Source organism: Nostoc sp. DSM 114167 (genome assembly GCF_052692655.1).
On sequence record NZ_CP195116.1, the window covers coordinates 6,583,905 to 6,602,260 of the forward strand.

Here is an 18,356-nt window from a genome sequence, read left to right on the forward strand (position 1 = left end):
CACATTGCCTGAATGCAATCCTTGATACAGGCTAGATTATTAATTAACTCAATTTCTCTGCTGCGCGTCCAAGCATCAATTCGTCGTCAGGCATCGCCTCACTAAAACCCGAAATGACTAACAAAGAACTGCTGGAAATTATTGAACAAGCTGTCAGAGATAATGTGACAACATTAGACCTTTCTGGCAAAAAGTTAACAACGCTGCCAGCGGAAATTGTCCAACTTACCAACTTGCAAACCCTCGACCTCCGCAGTAATAAACTAAGTAGTCTGCCAGCGGAAATTGTCCAACTCATCAACTTGCAAACCCTCGACCTCCGCGGTAATCAATTGAGTAGTCTGCCAGCGGAAATTGTCCAACTCATCAACTTGCAAACCCTCTACCTTAGCGGCAATCAACTGAGCAGCTTGCCAGCGGAAATTTTCCAACTCACCAATCTGCAAACCCTCTACCTCAGCGGCAATCAATTGAGCAGCCTGCCAGCGGAAATTGTCCAACTCACCAATCTGCAAACCCTCAGCCTCGACAAAAATCAACTGAGCAGTTTGCCACCGGAATTTGTCCAACTTACCAAGCTGCAAACCCTCAATCTACGCAGTAATCAATTGAGCAGTCTGCCAGCAGAATTTGGACAACTCACCAACCTACAAACCCTCTACCTCAGCGGCAATCAACTGAGCAGCCTGCCAGAGGAAATTGTCCAACTCACCAACCTACAAACCCTCTACCTCAGCGGCAATCAACTGAGCAGCCTACCAGCGAAATTTGGACAACTCACCAACCTGCAAACCTTGGATCTCGACAAAAATCAACTGAGCAGTCTGCCAACAGAATTTTTTCAACTCACCAACCTGCAAATCCTCGGTCTTAACGAAAATCAACTGAGCAGTCTGCCAGCAGAATTTGGACAACTCACCAATCTACAATCCCTCTACTTCCGCAATAATCAACTGAGCAGTCTGCCAGCAGAATTTGGACAACTTACCAATCTGCAATCCCTCTACCTTTACAACAATCAACTGAGCAGTCTACCAGAGGAATTTGGACAACTCCTCAACCTTCAAACCCTTGACCTCTACAAAAATCAACTGAGCAGTCTGCCAGCAGAATTTTTCCAACTCACAAATCTGCAATCCCTCGACCTTGGCAGTAATCAACTGAGTAGTCTGCCAGCGGAATTTGTCCAATTGACCAACCTACAAACCTTCTACCTCAGCAGAAATCAACTGAGCAGTCTGCCAGCAGAATTTTTCCAGCTCACAAACCTGCAATCCCTCGACCTCAGCAGTAATCAACTGAGCAGTCTGCCAAGGGAAATCATGCAACTGCCAAACCTGAAAAAGCTCGATCTTCGTAGGAACCCAGTCCCGATTCCACCTGAGATTTTGGGATCGAAGGATTTAACTGAAGATCCAGGTGATGTGAATGAAATTCTCGATTTCTATTTTCGAGTGCAAGATCCAACTGAAACCGAACCTTTCTACGAAGCAAAATTCTTGATTGTTGGCGAAGGGGGAGCAGGTAAAACTTCTTTAGCCAAGAAGATCAGGGATAAAACCTACAAACTCCAGCCAAAAGAGAAATCAACCGAAGGCATTGAAGTCATCCAATGGCACTTTACACTACCGAATGGCAAAGATTTTCGCGTCAACATCTGGGATTTCGGCGGTCAGGAAATCTATCATCAAACCCATCAGTTTTTCCTCAGCAAGCGTTCTCTCTATGCCTTAGTTGCTGACACTCGCAAAGAAAACACTGGTTTTTACTGGTGGCTGAAGGTTGTTGAACTCTTGAGCGACAAAAGCCCAGTTATCATCATCAAAAACGAAAAACAAGACCGTCAGTGCGAAGTCGATGGGGGGCAGTTACGAGGAGAATTTGACAACCTGAAGGAAATTCTGGCAACCAATTTAGATACTAATCGCGGTTTAGCAGAGATTAAAAAAGCTATTCAGCTTTACATCAGTAATCTTGATCACGTTGCTACACCTCTACCAAAACTCTGGGTAAGAGTCAGAAACGCCTTAGAGAACGATTCCCGAAATTACATCAGCGTTGAAGAATACTTTACCCTTTGCCGAGTCAATAATTTAACTGACAAGAAAGACATACTGCGCTTGAGCAGCTATCTCCACGACCTCGGCGTTTGCCTGCATTTTCAAGACGATTCTATACTTAAACACTATGTCATCCTCAAACCAGAATGGGGAACCACTGCTGTCTACAAAGTTTTGGATAATCAGACTGTCAAGCAAAATCTAGGTTGTTTTACTAAAGAAGACCTCAAAGATATTTGGCAAGACAGCGAATATGCTGATATGCGCGATGAACTCCTGCAATTAATGATGCGGTTCAAGCTTTGCTACGAAATTCCTAATCGCCGTGACATTTATATTGCGCCTCAATTGCTTTCCATTGAAAAAGCTGATTACACCTGGGACGATCGCAATAACCTTATCCTGCGCTATACCTATACATTCATGCCTAAAGGCATCTTCACCCGCTTTATTGTCGAGACGCACCCTTGGATTGAACAGCAAAAATTCGTTTGGAAAAGCGGTGTTGTTCTCAACAAAGACCAAACTCGTGCTGAAATCATTGAAAACTACAATCAACGGGAAATTAAAATCCGTGTAGCCGGAAACGGTACAAAAGAATTGATGGCTGTCATCACCCATGAACTCAAAAAAATCCACAACTCTTACGAACGTTTGCAATATCAAACTTTAGTTCCTTGTAACTGCGAAACTTGTAAAAATCTGCCCACCCCTTATTCCTATTCTCTGGAAAAACTCAACAAACGTTTGAACGATCGCCGTTACCAAATTGAGTGCGAAAACAGCTATGAAATGGTAGATGTTCGTAGGTTAATTGATGATGTCATGTTTCAAGCCATTAAAGTAGATGGGGAATATAATCCCCAAGTGGCACAGTTGCAAAGCGAACTGGAGCAAGAGAGAAATGAATCATTGACGCATCGTTTACGAGATAGTGAAGAAGAACAAAAACAGATCGTGAATAGTCAATCTGCAATGGAATTCAAGAAGGAAATTTTCATCTCTTATGCTTGGGGTGGAGAAAGTGAGCAATTTGTCAATCAATTGGATGAGACTTTGCAGGCAAAAGGAATCAAAATCATCCGAGATAAACGCGATTTAGGCTACAAAGGACTAATCAAAGCCTTCATGGAACGGATTGGACGCGGTAAATGTGTTATTGCTGTTATTAGTGATAAGTATTTAAAATCTCCCAATTGTATGTTTGAGCTAGTGCAAATTGCTAAAAATGGAGAGTTTTATAATCGAATTTTCCCGATTGTGTTAGCCGATGCCCAAATTTATAAACCTGTTACAAGACTTAAATATATAAAGCATTGGGAAGACGAAATTAAAGAATTAAATGAAGGGATGAGAGAAGTTGGTGCAGCTAATTTGCAGGGATTTCGTGAAGAAATTGACCAATACACTGAGATTCGCAACACGATCGCAGAACTCACCAACCTGCTAAAAGATATGAACACGCTCACCCCTGATGTTCACAGCACATCAGACTTTGAGATATTGCTGAATGCGATCGCACAGCGTTTAGATGAGTAAAAATAACCTATTGATTAAGCTCAGAGGTTGAGCAATGTCTCTGACAAGCTAAACTTACGCCCTTTTAACTAGAGAATTTATGTTCTTAGGTGCAAGCTTTAAGTTCAAAAGTAGAATAATCAAGGTTAAAGGTGCAACTTCGAGGGTTAAAGGCGCAACTTCGAGGGTTAAAGGCGCAACTTCGAGGATAAAAGGTGCAACTTTGAGGATAAAAGGCGCAACTTCGAGGATAAAAGGCGCAACTTCGAGGATAAAAGGCGCAACTTCGAGGCTTAAAGGTGCAACTTCGAGGATAAAAGGTGCAATTTCGAGGCTTAAAGGTGCAATTTCGAGGATAAAAGGTGCAACTGCCAGGATAAAAGGTGCAACTTCGAGGCTTAAAGGCGCAACTTCGAGGCTTAAAGGTCAAGCGATGCCTGCGGCGGGCTGCGCCAACGCTCTTTTAACTCGACAATTGGTGTTAAAAGGTGCAATCTCCGAGTCCAAAGGTGGAATGATGAAGCTTTGAGGTGGAGCGATCGGATCTACGACTTAGAAGACAGTTCAAACGCCATCTGCGAACGATAAAAACAGACATCAAATTCCAAGAAAAAATTCATGCGTCCTAAAAGTAACGGCACATCATCCGTGAAACTCCAAGCAAATACCAATCGAACTGGTGCAAAGCTGGCTATTTGAGCAGATAGAATTAACCCTTTTGCTTCAACTGGTGCAAGGTTTCCAGCCAGTTGCACTGAGGTTGTTAATTCTTCCCAAGATACCCCTAACTGAATACCTAGACTGTAAGGTAAAACATTAATACTAGCTCCAGTATCCAATAAACCTAAAACGTTGACGACAGAATTTTTGTAGCTTAACGTCAAAGGTAATATTGGTACTGCATCGATATCCCCGAACACATCACGACTTTCAAGGAAGGGAAATCTTTGTGAATTAAGCATCGTTTACCTGTCTGTCTTCTTCTAGCAGTGCGCCTAGTTTATTAGCAGCTTCATGAGAATTATAGGGAGACCACACATGATAAGTGACTCCTGGCTGTAACGACAATGTTTCTTCTTCAGTCGCTAGTTCTTGAACTAAAAACTGCATGACCTTGAGTTTATCTGCACGAGATAGCTTGTGCAAGGTTGGAAATAAATCTGCTGCGCTCATATCAAATTGAAGTTAAAAAAGATTTTACTATGCAAAACCTATCCCTCTCCGCAGCGGAGAAGGACAGACTTTAATAAAAGTTCAAGGCAGTGACAGGTTTGATAACTAAATTACTTGATTTGTCGATGAGTATTTTGTCCATCACAACAAACTAAGGTTAACGTGAGTTCGATGAACCTCTCCCCAACCCCTCTTGGAGGCGGAGAGGGGCAGAAATATTCTTAGTTGACAACGAAAAAATTAGGGTTTCAAAGCCTCTCTCCCTGTGGGGGAGAGGTTTGGAGAGGGGTTTTTAGAGCTGTCGAACTCACGTTAAGGTTAGGTGTAGCTGTGGTTTTAGTCTGGTAAGCATTTTTGACACCAACCCAGTTACTAGCAATTGGCATTCGCCAACCGGTTCCAAAGGCGCGATCGGTAATTTTCAAGCCAGGGGGTGCTTGTCGCCGTTTAAATTCAGCCCGCGCTACCATTTGAATTACTCGGTTTACAATTACCGGATCGTGACCGGCTGCAACAATTTGTGCTGCTGATTGGTGGTTGTGAATCAGGCGTTGCAAAATATCGTCCAAAATTTCGTAAGGCGGTAGAGAGTCTCGATCGACTTGGCCTGGTTTGAGTTCGGCGCTGGGTGCTTTAATCAAAACGTTTTTTGGAATAATTTCATTATTGCGATTTAACCAATGGCAAAGTGAATACACACGAGTTTTAGGAACATCTGCAATTACTGCTAACCCGCCATTCATATCGCCGTAGAGTGTACAGTAACCAACTGCCATTTCTGACTTGTTACCGGTAGATAAAAGCAGATAGCCAAATTTATTAGCGATCGCCATCAATAAATTACCGCGAATCCGTGATTGGATATTCTCTTCAGCCAGTCCAAACTCTGTACCCGCAAACAAATCATCTAAAGTGCGATCGAAGCCTTGCATTAACTCGCCAATTGGTAAAAGATGAGTTTTAATTCCCAAATTTTCGGCTAATGCCACAGCATCACTGATAGAATGCTCCGAACTGTAAGGCGAAGGCATGAGAACACCGAGGACATTTTCTTTACCAAGTGCAGCCGTGGCGATCGCAGCTACTATTGCCGAGTCAATTCCGCCACTTAAACCCAATACTACTTTAGAAAAGCGGCACTTACGAGCGTAATCTCGCACTCCCAAAACCAAAGCTTGCCAAATTTCTTCATCTTCCGATTCATACATTGGTTCTACAGAACCCAACTGCAAATCACGCAACGTTTCATCAAATTCTACTACTACTAAATCAGTGTCAAAACCACGGGCGCGACACATAATTTCACCTTGACGATTTAAGGCAAAACTATGTCCATCAAAAATTAGATCGTCATTTCCGCCAACCTGATTAGCGTAAATCATTGGTTGTTGAAAACGTATTGCACTATGCCTGAGCATGATTTCACGAAACTGCTGCTTACCAGCCGTGTAGGGCGAAGCAGACAAATTTACAGTCAAATCTACACCCAAAATTGCTAAGTCAGCAATCGGATTTACTGCATAAGTACGTTTGCCCCAGAATTCCTCATCGTTCCATAAATCTTCGCAAATAGTTACGCCAATATGGATATTATCGAGAGTGAAATAATTAGCTTGTAAGCCTTCTTCAAAATAGCGGCGTTCATCAAAGACATCGTAAGTAGGTAAAAGTCGCTTGTGAAAAACTTGCTTGACTTTGCCATTCTCTAATAAAGCTATGCTGTTAAATAAACTTTTACCGCCACTAATATCTGCTTTGATATTAGGTTCAACAGTTCCTACCAACACAGCTAAATTTGGTGGTAAATCCTGAGCCAAATTTTGTAAAGTGATGCCCATCGCTTCCACAAAACTAGGATTTAGTAATAAATCTCTTGGTGGATAGCCACACAGAGAAAGTTCTGGGGTCAACAACAAACGCGCACCGCTAGATGCTGCTCGTTGTGCCGCCTCCAGGATTTTTTGGGCATTTAAAAGCAAATCACCGATAGTCGGATTAATTTGAGCGATCGCAATTTTCATATTATTTGTCATTTTTCATTTGTCCCCTTGTCTCCTTGTCCCCTTGTCTCCTTGTCCCCTTGTCCCCTTGTCCCCTTGTCCCCTTGTCTCCTTGTCCCACGTAGCGGTTGGTTAAATAAATACCAAGGGTTTATCTTTTAAGGGAGCAAAAGCTTCAGCGTCAAACTTATACAAGCTAGCCGGACGACCGGCACCCCGTGATACCTTAATTCCGGTATCGCATAAAAAACCTAACTTGAGTAGACGCGCTCTAAAATTAGAATAATCGGAAAAGTTATCACCTAAAACTGTGGCGTATAACTGATATAAATCATTCAAGGTGAACATTTCTGGTAAGACTTCAAAAGCCACTGGGCTATACTCTAATTTATTTCGTAACCGCCTATGTCCATAAGCCAAAATTTCGTTATGGTCAAAAGCTAATTGCGGCACTTGTTTTACCGGATACCAAGCGATGCCAGTCATGCGATCGGCAATCAATTCGGCTTCTTCAAATCGCACTAGGGCAAAGTAACTAACTGATAAATAACGCACACCATAACTATCAGTTGCTTCCCGTGGATCGCGATTCGGCCCGCCAAATGTATACAGTTGTTCTAAATAGAGATTGTTGACCTTAATTTTCTCCGCCATAATGCGATAAGCGGCATCTTCTAAAGACTCTCCTGGACGTACCAAAGTACCGGGAAGACTCCAATGATTTAAAAATGGTTCTTGCTGCCGCATTACTAGTAGAACTAACAGCCGATTTTGTACAGTATCTACAGAAAAAATTACATTATCAACACCAACCTTGAAATCGGCCAAAGGTTGTTGGTTTAACGGAGTTGGTATCTTTTTTGGTGAACGTCCTGGCATTCGTACAAATGCTCTCGATTAATATAGGCAACTACAGGAGCTGTGAGGGCTTGAGGATCTCTATGTTCGCGGTACGCTGTTGAGGAAACATCTAGACCGGTCAGACTGGCGATCGCAATTTTCCCTCCCAGCTTTTGCACTACCTCTGAACTAGATTCATCTATTGCATATCCGGGTCGCGGTACAATCAGTAGTTGTACTTCCTGTAACAAATCTTCAATGCGATACCAACGTGGTAGCTGACTCAGTAAATCTGAACCAATAATCAACGTCAATTGGGCGTCTTCACCCCAAGCAAGCTTGGCTTTTTCCACTGTTTCCAGCGTTCTAAAACTACTCAATTTTTGTTCCAAAGCAATATTGTGCCGTGGTGCGTCTATATTCGCAATCAACAGTTGCAGCATTGCCGCCCGGTGTTCTAAGGGTGTTTGATGAGACTTAAATGGATTATCTGCTGCCCAAACCGCTACCCAATCATAACGCTCAGACAACCAACTCAGAATTTCTTGATGTCCAGCAGTTGGTGGATCGGCACTAGTTCCAAACAAAGCAACTCTCATAATAATTCGTAATTCGTAGTGACACTCAATGACTATTTATCCAATGGATGTTTCACAATCCAAAATCTAAAATCTAAAATCTAAAATCCAAAATGGTATTACCTCTGTGTTCTCTGTGCCTCTGCGGTAGCCTACGGCAAGCTGCTGGTGCGTCTACGTTTCTTAGTTTCTTCAGTCAACACCCGTAACCCCTCAGAAATTTCCACCTGCACCGAGACAGGATCGTGCAAAGACCGTGTTTGTTGTGGCAAACTGGCAACTGAGGCGGCGGTACGCTGACGAATTGTTGCCAACGATTCCAACGGCTGCACTCGTTCACCTTCTTGGACTACCAACTGCAACAAAGGTTCTTCTTCTAAAGCAATTTCACCTAAGAGTCCCAATCTGTCTGCTTTTACCTTATCTCCCGTAAACGAGCGAAAAATCTGCTTGCGCCCTGGATAAGTAACTTTACTACTCGATTGCTTCATGACTGGGATGCCATCAATGTCTACAAGTTTATAAACTCCATTAACAGGCGAACCTGTAACTAGTCGCGTTCCCAGTCCGTAACCATCAATCTCAGCTCCAGCAGCTTTTAATCTGGCAATTTCCCACTCGTCTATGTCGCCACTGGCAAAAATTGGCACACCGGGAAGGAGCGATCGCACCTGTTTTGATAAGGTAACTAAATCTCCTGAGTCCAATCTCACTCCTGTTAATTGCATTTCCCCGGAATTTACTTTTTCGGCCAAGCGCTGGGCAGCAGCAATGGTATCGTAAGTATCAATTAGTAATGGCGCACCCGGAAAATAGCGATGAAATGCACTAAAAGCTTGTTCTTCAGTGCCCTCTATTGCTGACAATGCCATCACTAAGGCGTGTGCCATCGTACCACTTGGCTGTTGTCCCAGTTGTAGCGCTGCTAACACATTGGAAGTGGAATCTAACCCACCCGCCAACGCCGCCCGCGCCGCCCACAAAGACCCTTGGGGACTAAATGCTCGTCTGGTGCCAAATTCTAAAAGTGTTGCTGATTCCCCTGCTACATCCCGCAATCGGGCTGCTTTTGTGGCAATCAAAGTCTGGTAATTAATCGTATTCAGCAGGTAAGTTTCTACTAGTTGCGCTTGCCAAAGGGGTGCTTCCACCCGCAACAGTGGTTGATTGGCAAACACGGCTGTCCCTTCTGGTACTGCCCAAACATCACCCGTGAACTTTCCCTCAGCTAAAAGCGACCAAAAGCGATCGCCTGCGCGAGCAAAAATCCCCGTTGCCTGTAATGCCGCAATTTGCGCCGAACTAAAGCGGATTTTGGCTAAATATTCCAATGCCTGCGTCAGCCCCATCGCAATCAAATAACCAAAACCCTCTGGCAACCTTCTGACAGACAATTCAAAGCTTGCCCGTCGTTGTTCTATACCTTCGCCTGTGTAACAAGCTGCCATCGTCAACTGGTAAAGGTCGGTCAGCAAGCTGTAGTCATCGGCAGAAAGGTTCAGTTCCTGGTTCTGCTGGCTTTGCTGTTTATATACATAGTCCAAATCTGGCAAAGTTGTCATGCAAGAGCTTCCTTACAAGATGCTTCTTTTATTTATGGTAATATTTACCATAAATAATGTCAACTCCCTGGAAGTATATTGTCTGAGATTGCCGTATAACAATAGATTTGTCGGTAGCTTAATAATAAATTCATCAAATAATTAATATGTTTTAATAGTAATGGCTTGCAATAATGTTAATTAAATCGGGCGGCTAATCAAGGGAAATAATATCCTGTCAGAGAAAGTTTGTTTTACTTCGCTCTTTTCCCAAATGGGTTGAAAGAAACAACTATGTTACAATTAGAATCGAAGAGAAAAGTTTTACTTTTTGACAAGCTAAAGTATTGCAAAGTTATCTGAATAAACATTGCATATATTCTCAATATATTGAGAATATGAGCAAGGCTTGAGTATTAGGATTAGAGTATAAGCATCACCATTAAAGCGACTCAAAAAGAAGGAGTCCAATATTATGGATATTTCCAAAATCATTGCGAACATAACCCAGTATATTTCTGAAGCTGCAATGCGGATTTTTGGCCCTACGGATGATGCTTATCCTGCTGTTGGCGTACAACCTTTTACAGGTGAGCCTTACGACGAAGATAGAGATGATAATTGGTAGATGCCGATCGGGTATTCAAAAACAATACAGGAGTTAAAATTCAGAATTCAGGCGAGGACAATTACCGGAGAATTCAGGCAAACCATATAATAGAAAACTAGTAAATTGTAGATTTAGCTCCGTACTTAAACCTCTTTATTCAAAAGTAGTGGCGTATTGCAATACGCCACTATTCCAATTGTTCTGCATTCTGGCTCCTGATAAATAGATATCTTGCAAAAATTATATAGCAATCAAAGTTTTAGTCTTAGTATGCGTTCAAAATTCAAGCCGTAAAGATTTGTTGTACCGTTAGTTGCATTAATTTTATTTATTTTCATATTTAGAGGGGAAAATGAATAAGATTTATTTTTGGAAAAGTTATTTTGCCTTGACTTTTAAATTTTTAGTACATATAGCTCCTGCTGCACACTTAGTTACTTTACTTGGACTGCTGCTCGGAGTACATCAAACGGCATCTGCTACGACGATTACGTTTGAGAAAGCATCTGTAGGGACACTATCAACCTATACTGAATCTGGTTTTACAACTTCAGTAGTTTCTGGGCCTTGGGTTGCAATTGACTCATACGGGAAGCCAGCTCCCTTCATAGAGTTTACGAATGAGGCTGGTCAGAACCCGCTGGCTGCAACAATTCAAATTACAAACGATGACTCCACGTTTAAATTCAACTCAGTCGATCTTTACTCCAGCGTGACACCAATCCCTTATGTAATAACGGGATTGTTGAATTCAACGCCAGTATTTTCTTTTGAAGGTACGGTTCCAAACACTTTTGGTGATTTTCAAACTGTGGTCAACTCGAACTCGAATTACTTAATCGACAGCCTGACAATCTCTCTAACTAACCCAGCAGCACCGTGTTGCTCTAATCCTATGGGGCTTGATAATATTACTGTAACACCCATTTCCCCTACTTCAGTTCCAGAGCCAAATAGTTCTCTATTTTTTTTACTGGGACTTCCAGTTGTCACTTGGCTTCGTCGAGCGACATCTGACTCCTCGCTCAACAATCCGTAATGAGTTCATAGCGATCGCACTCACCGTAATGGCTAATAAATTCATCAACGGTTAGAACTTTTGAGGCTGATTGAACCATTGTGATTATTCTCAAAAATCGTAGAGTGTACGTAAGTCCTAATATAATTCAACCCACCTACTTAAAATAAAGGCGTGAGGAAAAAACTCACGCTTTTTTATTTAAACTTTTCGATCGGCGATTGCTAAGAGTTCCAGAATCGCTCCATTTGTCCAGCCGAAACCAACTTCGTTAGAACTATATCCAAAGCAGATTTCGTCGGAAACATTGGCAGAACAGCGTTCAACATCATATTTCTCAACTAGGGTATCGTGACGCTCAAATTCTTTAACTGCCATAGCGAGAAATTTGTTGGCAATGCGATCGCCTTCTGTATGATACCCATAACGGTGAAGTCCAAGGACTGCAACTAATGTCAATGGGGCCCAGCCAAGGGGAGCATCCCACTGATTTCCGGTGACACGAGTACTGGTAAAAATTCCGCCTGGGGCTTCAAACAAAGAGAGATTTTCTACGACGCGTTTGGCTTGAGTTGGAGAAGCAATTCCCAGCCAGAGAGGATAAAACGTGGTAGCAAATTCGTAATGGCGGCGTTTTCCATTCTGGAAATGATAGTCGAAATATAATCCTTGTTCTTCATCCCAGAGAAATTGATCGATCCGATCGCGGCGGATATCTGCGCGATTGCTCCATTTTTGTTCCAATTGTTCGTTCCCCAGAATACGCTTAATTTGCGCCATGTCTTGTTCAACCTGATACAGCAAACTGTTGAGGCACACCGGAGCGTAGTGAAGAATATCAGCACTGAAGGGGCCAAATCGGTTGGTGATATCAAAACCAGACTCGCGCATGGTGCGATCGCTTTTATAAAATAGCTTGGTCAGTTCGTCAGTTTCCTGGTTGTAATAAAGACTAACGTCATAATCCTCAACTTCAAAAGTTTTATAGTACTCTTTGACGCGATCGTAGTGGCTTTTTCCCTCTTCATCCCGCTCGGAAAACAAAACTTCTGGCGCCGGGCCTTCCCCAAAGGCGTAGAATCTAGATAAGCCGGTTGCAGCATTCAAATGGGGCGGAACTACCCAATAATAGTAAAACTGCTCTAACAAGGGTACGGTTGCCCTCAACCACTCCTCATCCTGGGTGTGCTCGAATAACGCCAAAACCATCATACTCAGGACAGGAGGCTGCGATCGCGACAGCATATAAGTCCGGTTGGCGTTGAGAATAATGCCGTAATGTTGTACTTGGTACAACAATTGATCGACTTGACTTTGTGCTAGCTCCAATTCTCCATCGTGCAAAAGTCCTAGTAATATAAAGTAGCTGTCCCAGCCATACATTTCGTTGAAGCGACCACCTGGTACGACATAAGGCCCTGGTAAGTATAGTAACCCATGCTGTTTAATCGCTTCTGCTTCTGCTGGCAAAGTGCGAATTTCTAGCTGTTGCATATCTTTCGGAGATAGCGATCGCTCTAACACAGTCTGAATGTTGGGACAATCTTCGGAAGGGGAAATGTAAACAATCCAGGGAGTTTCTCTTTTGTGGTCTAGTTTGGTATCCTTGGCAGATTGTAATAAGTGTTCGTGCGATCGCGTTAAAGTTTTCCACATTTTTTTGATGTGGAGGCGCACAGCTTCAATCTGCGCGGTGGTCAGTGCTGGTGGAGTGGTCATAATTACAGAATTTTTTTTAACGCAAAAAAGAGGCAGCGCGGTCTTCTCCCAAAGGGAGAGGCTAACGCCAAAGGGGTTTCCCCCATGAACGACTGCCGTCACCAAAGGAAACGCAGAGGAACGCTGAGGTTTTACAGGGTTCTCTCTGCGTGGGACAAGATTTTTGTTTTTACTCCGCAGTGCTAATTAAGAGGGCAACTGGGAAATGAGTTAGGGCTGTCGCAATTGATAGGGTTTCTGTAGCTTGTAAGGGTTGCTGAGTTAGGACGTTTTTCCAAGTGGGGGAAGTTCCAGGGGGTAGTTGCAGGTGCGTATCTTGCCAAACTGACTCGCCCAAGGGATTGTCTCCTGGCTGGATGAGGCTGGTTAAAAACCGGGGCGCGATCGCGATCGCTGTTTGATTCCCCTCCCGCCGTGCAAAGGCGATAATATGATTGGCGTAGGTTCCCTGAACTTCTAACGGTAAATAATCGCCGTCCTGGAATAATGAGACATAGTTTGTTCTGGCTTGGAGTAATTGAGCCGTTAAAAACAGTTTGATTCTGCCGTCTGTTTTGTCCTTTAGTAACTCCTGAATTAGTCCCAAAATGTCTGTTTTTGCCTGTTCGCGGATAGCGCTTAAGTAAGTACGTCGCTGTTCAAAATCTACGGGACGGCGATTGTCTGGATCGACTAAACTCAGTTCCCAAAGTTCCGTTCCCTGGTATAAATCGGGTACGCCGGGTACGGTAATCTTCAGTAAAGTTTGGGAAAGGGAATTGAATATCCCATAGTCGGCAATTCGCTGTTGAAATGGACGAAAAGCTTCTAGAAATTCCCCAGATATCGCAGGATCGAGTACTTTCCCAATGAAGGAGGTACAAGCTTCTTCATACTGGCTATCAGGTCGTAACCAGGCTGTATGCACCTTCGCTTCTCGTATTGCTTTTATTATATAGTCTTTCACTCGTTCCACAAAGGATGCATGTTCGTGTTCGGCAAAGGGAAACGCCCCTACTAGGGTTTGATAGAGAAAATACTCGTCGTTGCGATCGGGCATCGCAAACCCGTGGCGATGGCTACGATGTCCTCGATTCATGGCACTCCAGGTATTTACCTGCCGATCCCATTCATCGGGGATTTCTGAGAGGACATTCAACCTGGCCCGCACATCTTCGCCGCGCTTGGTGTCGTGGGTGGCGGTGGTGTTCATTGTGTGAGGCCAGGTTGCTTGATGCTGTTTGTTAAAAGCATGAAATTTGGCTAATTCGATGCCAAAATGACCGGGATTTCCGCCGACTTCATTCAGCGACAGCAACCGATTGTAAACATATAATGTGGTGTCTTCTACGCCTTTGGCCATTAGCGGCCCGCTGTATTGCTGCATTCGCAAGACAAAATATATCCACTGTTCGCGTTCTGTTTGAGTCAAAGAATTATCAAATTCTAGCAGCATTAACTTTTCAATAAAAGTCAGTTCGTTCTGCAACAGGGGCGTTTGTTCTTTGGCTCGATCGATTACTTCTTGAATGGTAGCGCGATCGCTTTCTCCAATTCCATCGGGTGTAATGTACGTGCGGTAAATCGGGAACAGTGTCAAAACTTCGGCGATCGCTCTTTTTAATCCATTCAGTGTAAAATCATTGCCATAGCGATATTTGCTGGAAACGTTCTTTAACAAAAGAGCCAGATTGTCAATATCACCTGCTAAATTTTTTTCCAAAATCAGGTGCTTTTTATCCTTCACTACCGAGGCATAATCTGCTCTGGAACTGATAAAGTTTTGGTAAATTTTATCGAAGGCTGATTCATTTTCTGTTTGACAAAATACGCCATTTACATAGTTAAGAAAGTCATATCCAGATGTTCCTTGAATCTGCCAGTTTTCCGGCAAATCTTCGGTCAGTTCTAAAATCTTCTCGACGGTGATATAAACATCTCCCATCTTTTCTTGCAGTCTTTCGAGATACTGGATTGGGTTATAAAGTCCATCAATATGGTCAATCCGTAAACCAGTAAATTTGCCTTCTTCAACTAGTTTCTGAATTAGGCTGTGGGTATTATTAAAAACCCGCACTTCTTCAACTTTAACGGAAATCAGTTCATTAACAGTAAAGAAACGACGGTAATTCATTTCTTCCGCCCCCACCTTCCAGAAGGCAAGACGGTAAAATTGATCCTTGAGTAAATCATCTAGGAGGTTAAAGCTTTCGGAATTACCGGGTTCTCCGTTGAATGTTTGGATATTTTCGTCAATAAACTCGCGGATGGCATCGTTTGTGGTGTAGAGTTCCCAAAGCAATCCTTTAATAAATGCGATTTGGTCTTGTCGCTGTTTTCCTGCAACTTCTGAGGGCACACTTTTGAGAATGTAGAGAATCCCCAATAGTTTAATAAAATCGGGATGATTGCGTCCCAGTGTCCGGGTGAGTTTACCTAAATTATAGGTGATAAATTTTGTGTAAGATTCTAACCGCAGTGGCAGTTTTAAGCTGTAATAGTTGACGGTTAAACCGTTTTGTTCGTATTGCAGTTGAATGTGTCCGTTTTCCAGGGATGTACCATAGAAATCTCCCAGCAGAGGAGCTAGAATTCGCTCTTGGCGATCGCCAAAGGGAGCATTCCAAGAAAGATCGAAGTAATCGGTATAGCTGGAATCTGGGCCGTGTTCCAATACGTCCATCAAGTAATCGTTTTCGCTGCTATAAGCCATGTGGTTGGGCACAATATCTTGTAACCAGCCCATACCAAGGGATTGCACTTCAGCAACTAATGCCTCAAAGGACTCATTAGTTCCCAGTTCTGGGTTAAGTTGAGTGGCATCTACTATATCGTAACCGTGCGTACTCCCGGATCTGGCTTTGAAAATGGGGGAAGCATATAAATCGGAAATACCTAAATCTGCTAGATAAGCTGCGATCGCTTTGGCGTTGTCAAAGCCAAACTGAGGTGTAAACTGAATTCGATAAGTGGCGGTGGGAATTCGCATATTTTTTTAGTAGGAAGTAAGGGGGATAAGGAAGATGAGGTTTTGAGGGTAAACGCTGAACCTTTTAGAGAATGTTTGAAAAGTCCTCTTCTCGGTAACAAAAGGGTATTACCCCCCTTAATCCCCCCGATGTATTGGGGGGAAACAAGAAAATCTAGTTCCCTCCCCTTTACAAGGGGAGGGTTAGGGTGGGGTAAATTTTAAGGGGGTTAGGGGAGATCAATAAGTCCTTAACATCCACAGCCAACCATTATTCAAACATTAAGCCTTTTAGCTCGAACATTAAGCCTTATTGCTCGAACATTAAGCCTTATTGTTTGAACCTTAAGCCTTATTGTTTGAACATTAAGCCTTATTGTTTGAACTTTAAGCCTTATTGTTTGAACTTTAAGCCTTATTGTTTGAACCTTAAGCCTTGTTGCTCAAACATTAAGCCTTATTGTTTGAACTTTAAGTTCTAACTCTCTGCCTCATCCTTTTTCATAGAGTACTAGACTAGTAGGTTGCAATTTCACTTCTTGTCCCGCAGACAAATGTTCAGCAGCTTCAGAACCATGCCCAGACCATGAGGTATCAGCAGAGTCCAACAATTTATTAGCATTATGCTCAAACGGCAAAGCCACTGTCACTGGAGACGAATTGAAATTCATCACAAATATTATTTCACTCGATTCGCACCAACGCCGCACGATGACGATCTCTTTCTCTTCATCGCTAGTTGCTTCGATGAAATTGCGGTCTTGGTTGAGCAGGGCTGGATGTGTCTTCCGTAAATTAATTAACTGACGATACCAATCCCAGAGAACTTTGTGCTTTCCTTGATTGCGTAATTCCCAATTAAGTTTAGACTTGAGGAAAGTTTCTGCCGATTCTGGATCTGGGGGATCGTCTGCATAGTGAAATGCTTCAAATTCTTCTTTGCGTCCGGCTCGAACTGCTTGAATCAAATCGGGATCGGAGTGACTGACAAAGTAAATGAAGGGTGCAGTTTCGCCGTATTCCTCTCCCATGAATAACAGGGGTAAGTTGGGCGATAGCAGCACAGCACCAGCGGCTAACTTTAATCCTTCAAAAGAGATTCGCTGGGTGAGGCGTTCTCCTTTCATTTGATTGCCGATTTGATCGTGATTCTGAATGCAGACTGTAAACTGTGATAAAGGGCGATCGCGGCAAGATAAGCCATGAAATCGTTTGCGATCGGGCGAGTATTTCCAATCGTAGACAAAAGTACCGCTATAAGCTTTTGCTAAATCAGCACATTTCCCAAAATCGTGATAATATCCTTGGCGATCGCCTGTCAACAGTACGTGCAATGAATGGTGAAAATCATCACTCCACTGAGCATCGAGTCCATATCCACCCAATTCTGCTGGACGAATTATTCGCGGATTATTCAAGTCACTTTCGGCAATTAGATGGCGTTTCCATCTTTGTCCTTGTTGTGAGAAATGATGAACTGCTTCCGCCAATTCCCATAAAAAATGCTTGGCTCCCAAGTCATAAATTGCTTGAATGGCATCTAGCCGCAATGCATCAATGTGAAATTCACCCAACCAGTAAAGAGCATTTTCGATAAAATAATTTCGCACACCCTGACTATGGGCATCGTCGAAATTCATTGCTTCGCCCCACGGCGTTTTATAGGTTTTAGTAAAGTAGGGCGCGAACTGACTCATATAGTTGCCTTCTGGCCCAAAGTGGTTATACACCACATCCAGCACAACGGCGATGTTATTTTGGTGACAAGCATTTACCAGTTGCTTGAGTTCGGCTGGACTACCATAGGAATTTTGCACAGCATAAGGATAAACGCCATCATAGCCCCAGTTGCGATATGCCAGAGATGCTTCAATATGAGTATCTCCCGGAACCTGAGAGATCGGCATGATTTCAATGGCGTTAATTCCCAGTTCCCTCAGTTCTGGTAAACGGGGAATGATGGCGGTGAAAGTTCCTTCCGGCGTGAATGTCCCAACGTGAACTTCATAGAAAATCATCGACTCTACAGGAATACCCGTCCATCCTTCATCAGTCCACTCAAAAAAAGGATCGACAATTTGCGACGGGCCATGTACCCCTTCCGGTTGATACTGCGACGCCGGATCGGCAAAGTTGTCTTGGCCATTCAAGACATAGCGATAAAGCGTACCCGGATACACATCGTTGACTTTCGTGTGCCAGTATCCCTCTGATTGAGGCTTGAGAGGAATTAACTGCTCTTCTGGCGTCAAAATTTTTACTGTGACGCTATCTAATAGCGGAGACCAAACTGTGAATTCACACTCTCCGTTACCCAAGTAGTTTGCACCAATTTTCACGCAGTATCCTCCC

13 protein-coding genes are annotated in these 18,356 nt (G+C 43.2%); 4 read left to right on the forward strand and 9 right to left on the reverse strand.

All coding sequences use genetic code 11. The annotated features are described in order from the left end of the window. The first annotated feature begins 113 nt into the window (after positions 1-113). Together NSTC731_RS27705 and NSTC731_RS27710 are read left to right on the forward strand one after the other, a co-directional pair. Entirely contained in the window at positions 114-3,599 is a 3,486-nt protein-coding gene (locus NSTC731_RS27705; protein ID WP_445627768.1) for a leucine-rich repeat domain-containing protein, read from the forward strand. Between the two features lie 79 nt (positions 3,600-3,678). Next, a complete protein-coding gene (locus NSTC731_RS27710; RefSeq protein ID WP_445627769.1) occupies positions 3,679-4,107 on the forward strand; it encodes a hypothetical protein in 429 nt (142 codons plus the stop codon). A gap of 16 nt (positions 4,108-4,123) precedes the next feature. Here NSTC731_RS27710 and NSTC731_RS27715 read toward each other — a convergent pair whose 3' ends face one another. The 6 genes from NSTC731_RS27715 to NSTC731_RS27740 all read right to left on the reverse strand — a co-directional run bounded on the left by NSTC731_RS27715 (position 4,124) and on the right by NSTC731_RS27740 (position 9,731). Beyond that, positions 4,124-4,540, reverse strand: a complete 417-nt coding sequence (locus tag NSTC731_RS27715; protein WP_445627770.1) for a retroviral-like aspartic protease — start codon at positions 4,538-4,540, stop codon at positions 4,124-4,126. Continuing rightward, positions 4,533-4,751 carry a hypothetical protein gene (locus tag NSTC731_RS27720; RefSeq protein WP_334688984.1) on the reverse strand — a complete coding sequence of 73 codons (219 nt, stop codon included), beginning with the start codon at positions 4,749-4,751 and terminating at the stop codon, positions 4,533-4,535. The genes NSTC731_RS27715 and NSTC731_RS27720 overlap by 8 nt, the downstream gene beginning before the upstream one ends. Before the next feature lie 248 nt (positions 4,752-4,999). Next, a complete protein-coding gene (locus NSTC731_RS27725) occupies positions 5,000-6,772 on the reverse strand; it encodes an NAD+ synthase (RefSeq protein WP_445632181.1) in 1,773 nt (590 codons plus the stop codon). Positions 6,773-6,883: 111 nt separating this feature from the next. Further along, positions 6,884-7,630: an NUDIX hydrolase gene (locus NSTC731_RS27730; protein ID WP_163929288.1), complete on the reverse strand. Its 747-nt coding sequence runs from the start codon at positions 7,628-7,630 to the stop codon at positions 6,884-6,886. Continuing rightward, on the reverse strand, positions 7,591-8,190 hold the full coding sequence (locus NSTC731_RS27735; protein WP_445627771.1) for a nicotinate-nucleotide adenylyltransferase: 600 nt from the start codon (positions 8,188-8,190) through the stop codon (positions 7,591-7,593). Before NSTC731_RS27735 ends, NSTC731_RS27730 begins: the two co-directional genes overlap by 40 nt. A 131-nt stretch (positions 8,191-8,321) precedes the next feature. Further along, entirely contained in the window at positions 8,322-9,731 is a 1,410-nt protein-coding gene (locus NSTC731_RS27740) for a nicotinate phosphoribosyltransferase (RefSeq protein WP_445627772.1), read from the reverse strand. A 454-nt stretch (positions 9,732-10,185) separates the two neighbouring features. Here NSTC731_RS27740 and NSTC731_RS27745 point away from each other — a divergent pair, with 454 nt between their 5' ends. Together NSTC731_RS27745 and NSTC731_RS27750 are read left to right on the forward strand one after the other, a co-directional pair. Beyond that, a complete protein-coding gene (locus NSTC731_RS27745; protein WP_194041182.1) occupies positions 10,186-10,338 on the forward strand; it encodes a hypothetical protein in 153 nt (50 codons plus the stop codon). Between the two features lie 334 nt (positions 10,339-10,672). Continuing rightward, positions 10,673-11,359, forward strand: coding sequence for a hypothetical protein (locus NSTC731_RS27750; protein WP_445627773.1), 687 nt, complete (start codon positions 10,673-10,675; stop codon positions 11,357-11,359). 180 nt (positions 11,360-11,539) lie between these two features. Here NSTC731_RS27750 and NSTC731_RS27755 read toward each other — a convergent pair whose 3' ends face one another. The 3 genes from NSTC731_RS27755 to treZ form a co-directional block, all read right to left on the reverse strand. Then, positions 11,540-13,057, reverse strand: a complete 1,518-nt coding sequence (locus tag NSTC731_RS27755) for a trehalase family glycosidase (RefSeq protein ID WP_445627774.1) — start codon at positions 13,055-13,057, stop codon at positions 11,540-11,542. 169 nt (positions 13,058-13,226) lie between these two features. Beyond that, the gene (gene treY, locus NSTC731_RS27760) at positions 13,227-16,025 is read right to left on the reverse strand and encodes a malto-oligosyltrehalose synthase (RefSeq protein ID WP_445627775.1); all 2,799 of its coding nucleotides are present in this window, start codon (positions 16,023-16,025) and stop codon (positions 13,227-13,229) included. 470 nt (positions 16,026-16,495) lie between these two features. Continuing rightward, entirely contained in the window at positions 16,496-18,343 is a 1,848-nt protein-coding gene (gene treZ, locus NSTC731_RS27765) for a malto-oligosyltrehalose trehalohydrolase (RefSeq protein WP_445627776.1), read from the reverse strand. Positions 18,344-18,356 lie beyond the last annotated feature (13 nt).

Excerpts from the sequence above, each read along its gene's own strand:
- NSTC731_RS27705 (WP_445627768.1), top strand. The coding sequence starts at position 114 with ATGACTAACAAAGAACTGCTGGAAATTATTGAACAAGCTGTCAGAGAT.
- NSTC731_RS27710 (WP_445627769.1), top strand. The coding sequence starts at position 3,679 with ATGTTCTTAGGTGCAAGCTTTAAGTTCAAAAGTAGAATAATCAAGGTT.
- NSTC731_RS27715 (WP_445627770.1), bottom strand. The coding sequence starts at position 4,540 with ATGCTTAATTCACAAAGATTTCCCTTCCTTGAAAGTCGTGATGTGTTC.
- NSTC731_RS27720 (WP_334688984.1), bottom strand. The coding sequence starts at position 4,751 with ATGAGCGCAGCAGATTTATTTCCAACCTTGCACAAGCTATCTCGTGCA.
- NSTC731_RS27725 (WP_445632181.1), bottom strand. The coding sequence starts at position 6,772 with ATGAAAATTGCGATCGCTCAAATTAATCCGACTATCGGTGATTTGCTT.
- NSTC731_RS27730 (WP_163929288.1), bottom strand. The coding sequence starts at position 7,630 with ATGCCAGGACGTTCACCAAAAAAGATACCAACTCCGTTAAACCAACAA.
- NSTC731_RS27735 (WP_445627771.1), bottom strand. The coding sequence starts at position 8,190 with ATGAGAGTTGCTTTGTTTGGAACTAGTGCCGATCCACCAACTGCTGGA.
- NSTC731_RS27740 (WP_445627772.1), bottom strand. The coding sequence starts at position 9,731 with ATGACAACTTTGCCAGATTTGGACTATGTATATAAACAGCAAAGCCAG.
- NSTC731_RS27745 (WP_194041182.1), top strand. The coding sequence starts at position 10,186 with ATGGATATTTCCAAAATCATTGCGAACATAACCCAGTATATTTCTGAA.
- NSTC731_RS27750 (WP_445627773.1), top strand. The coding sequence starts at position 10,673 with ATGAATAAGATTTATTTTTGGAAAAGTTATTTTGCCTTGACTTTTAAA.
- NSTC731_RS27755 (WP_445627774.1), bottom strand. The coding sequence starts at position 13,057 with ATGACCACTCCACCAGCACTGACCACCGCGCAGATTGAAGCTGTGCGC.
- treY (WP_445627775.1), bottom strand. The coding sequence starts at position 16,025 with ATGCGAATTCCCACCGCCACTTATCGAATTCAGTTTACACCTCAGTTT.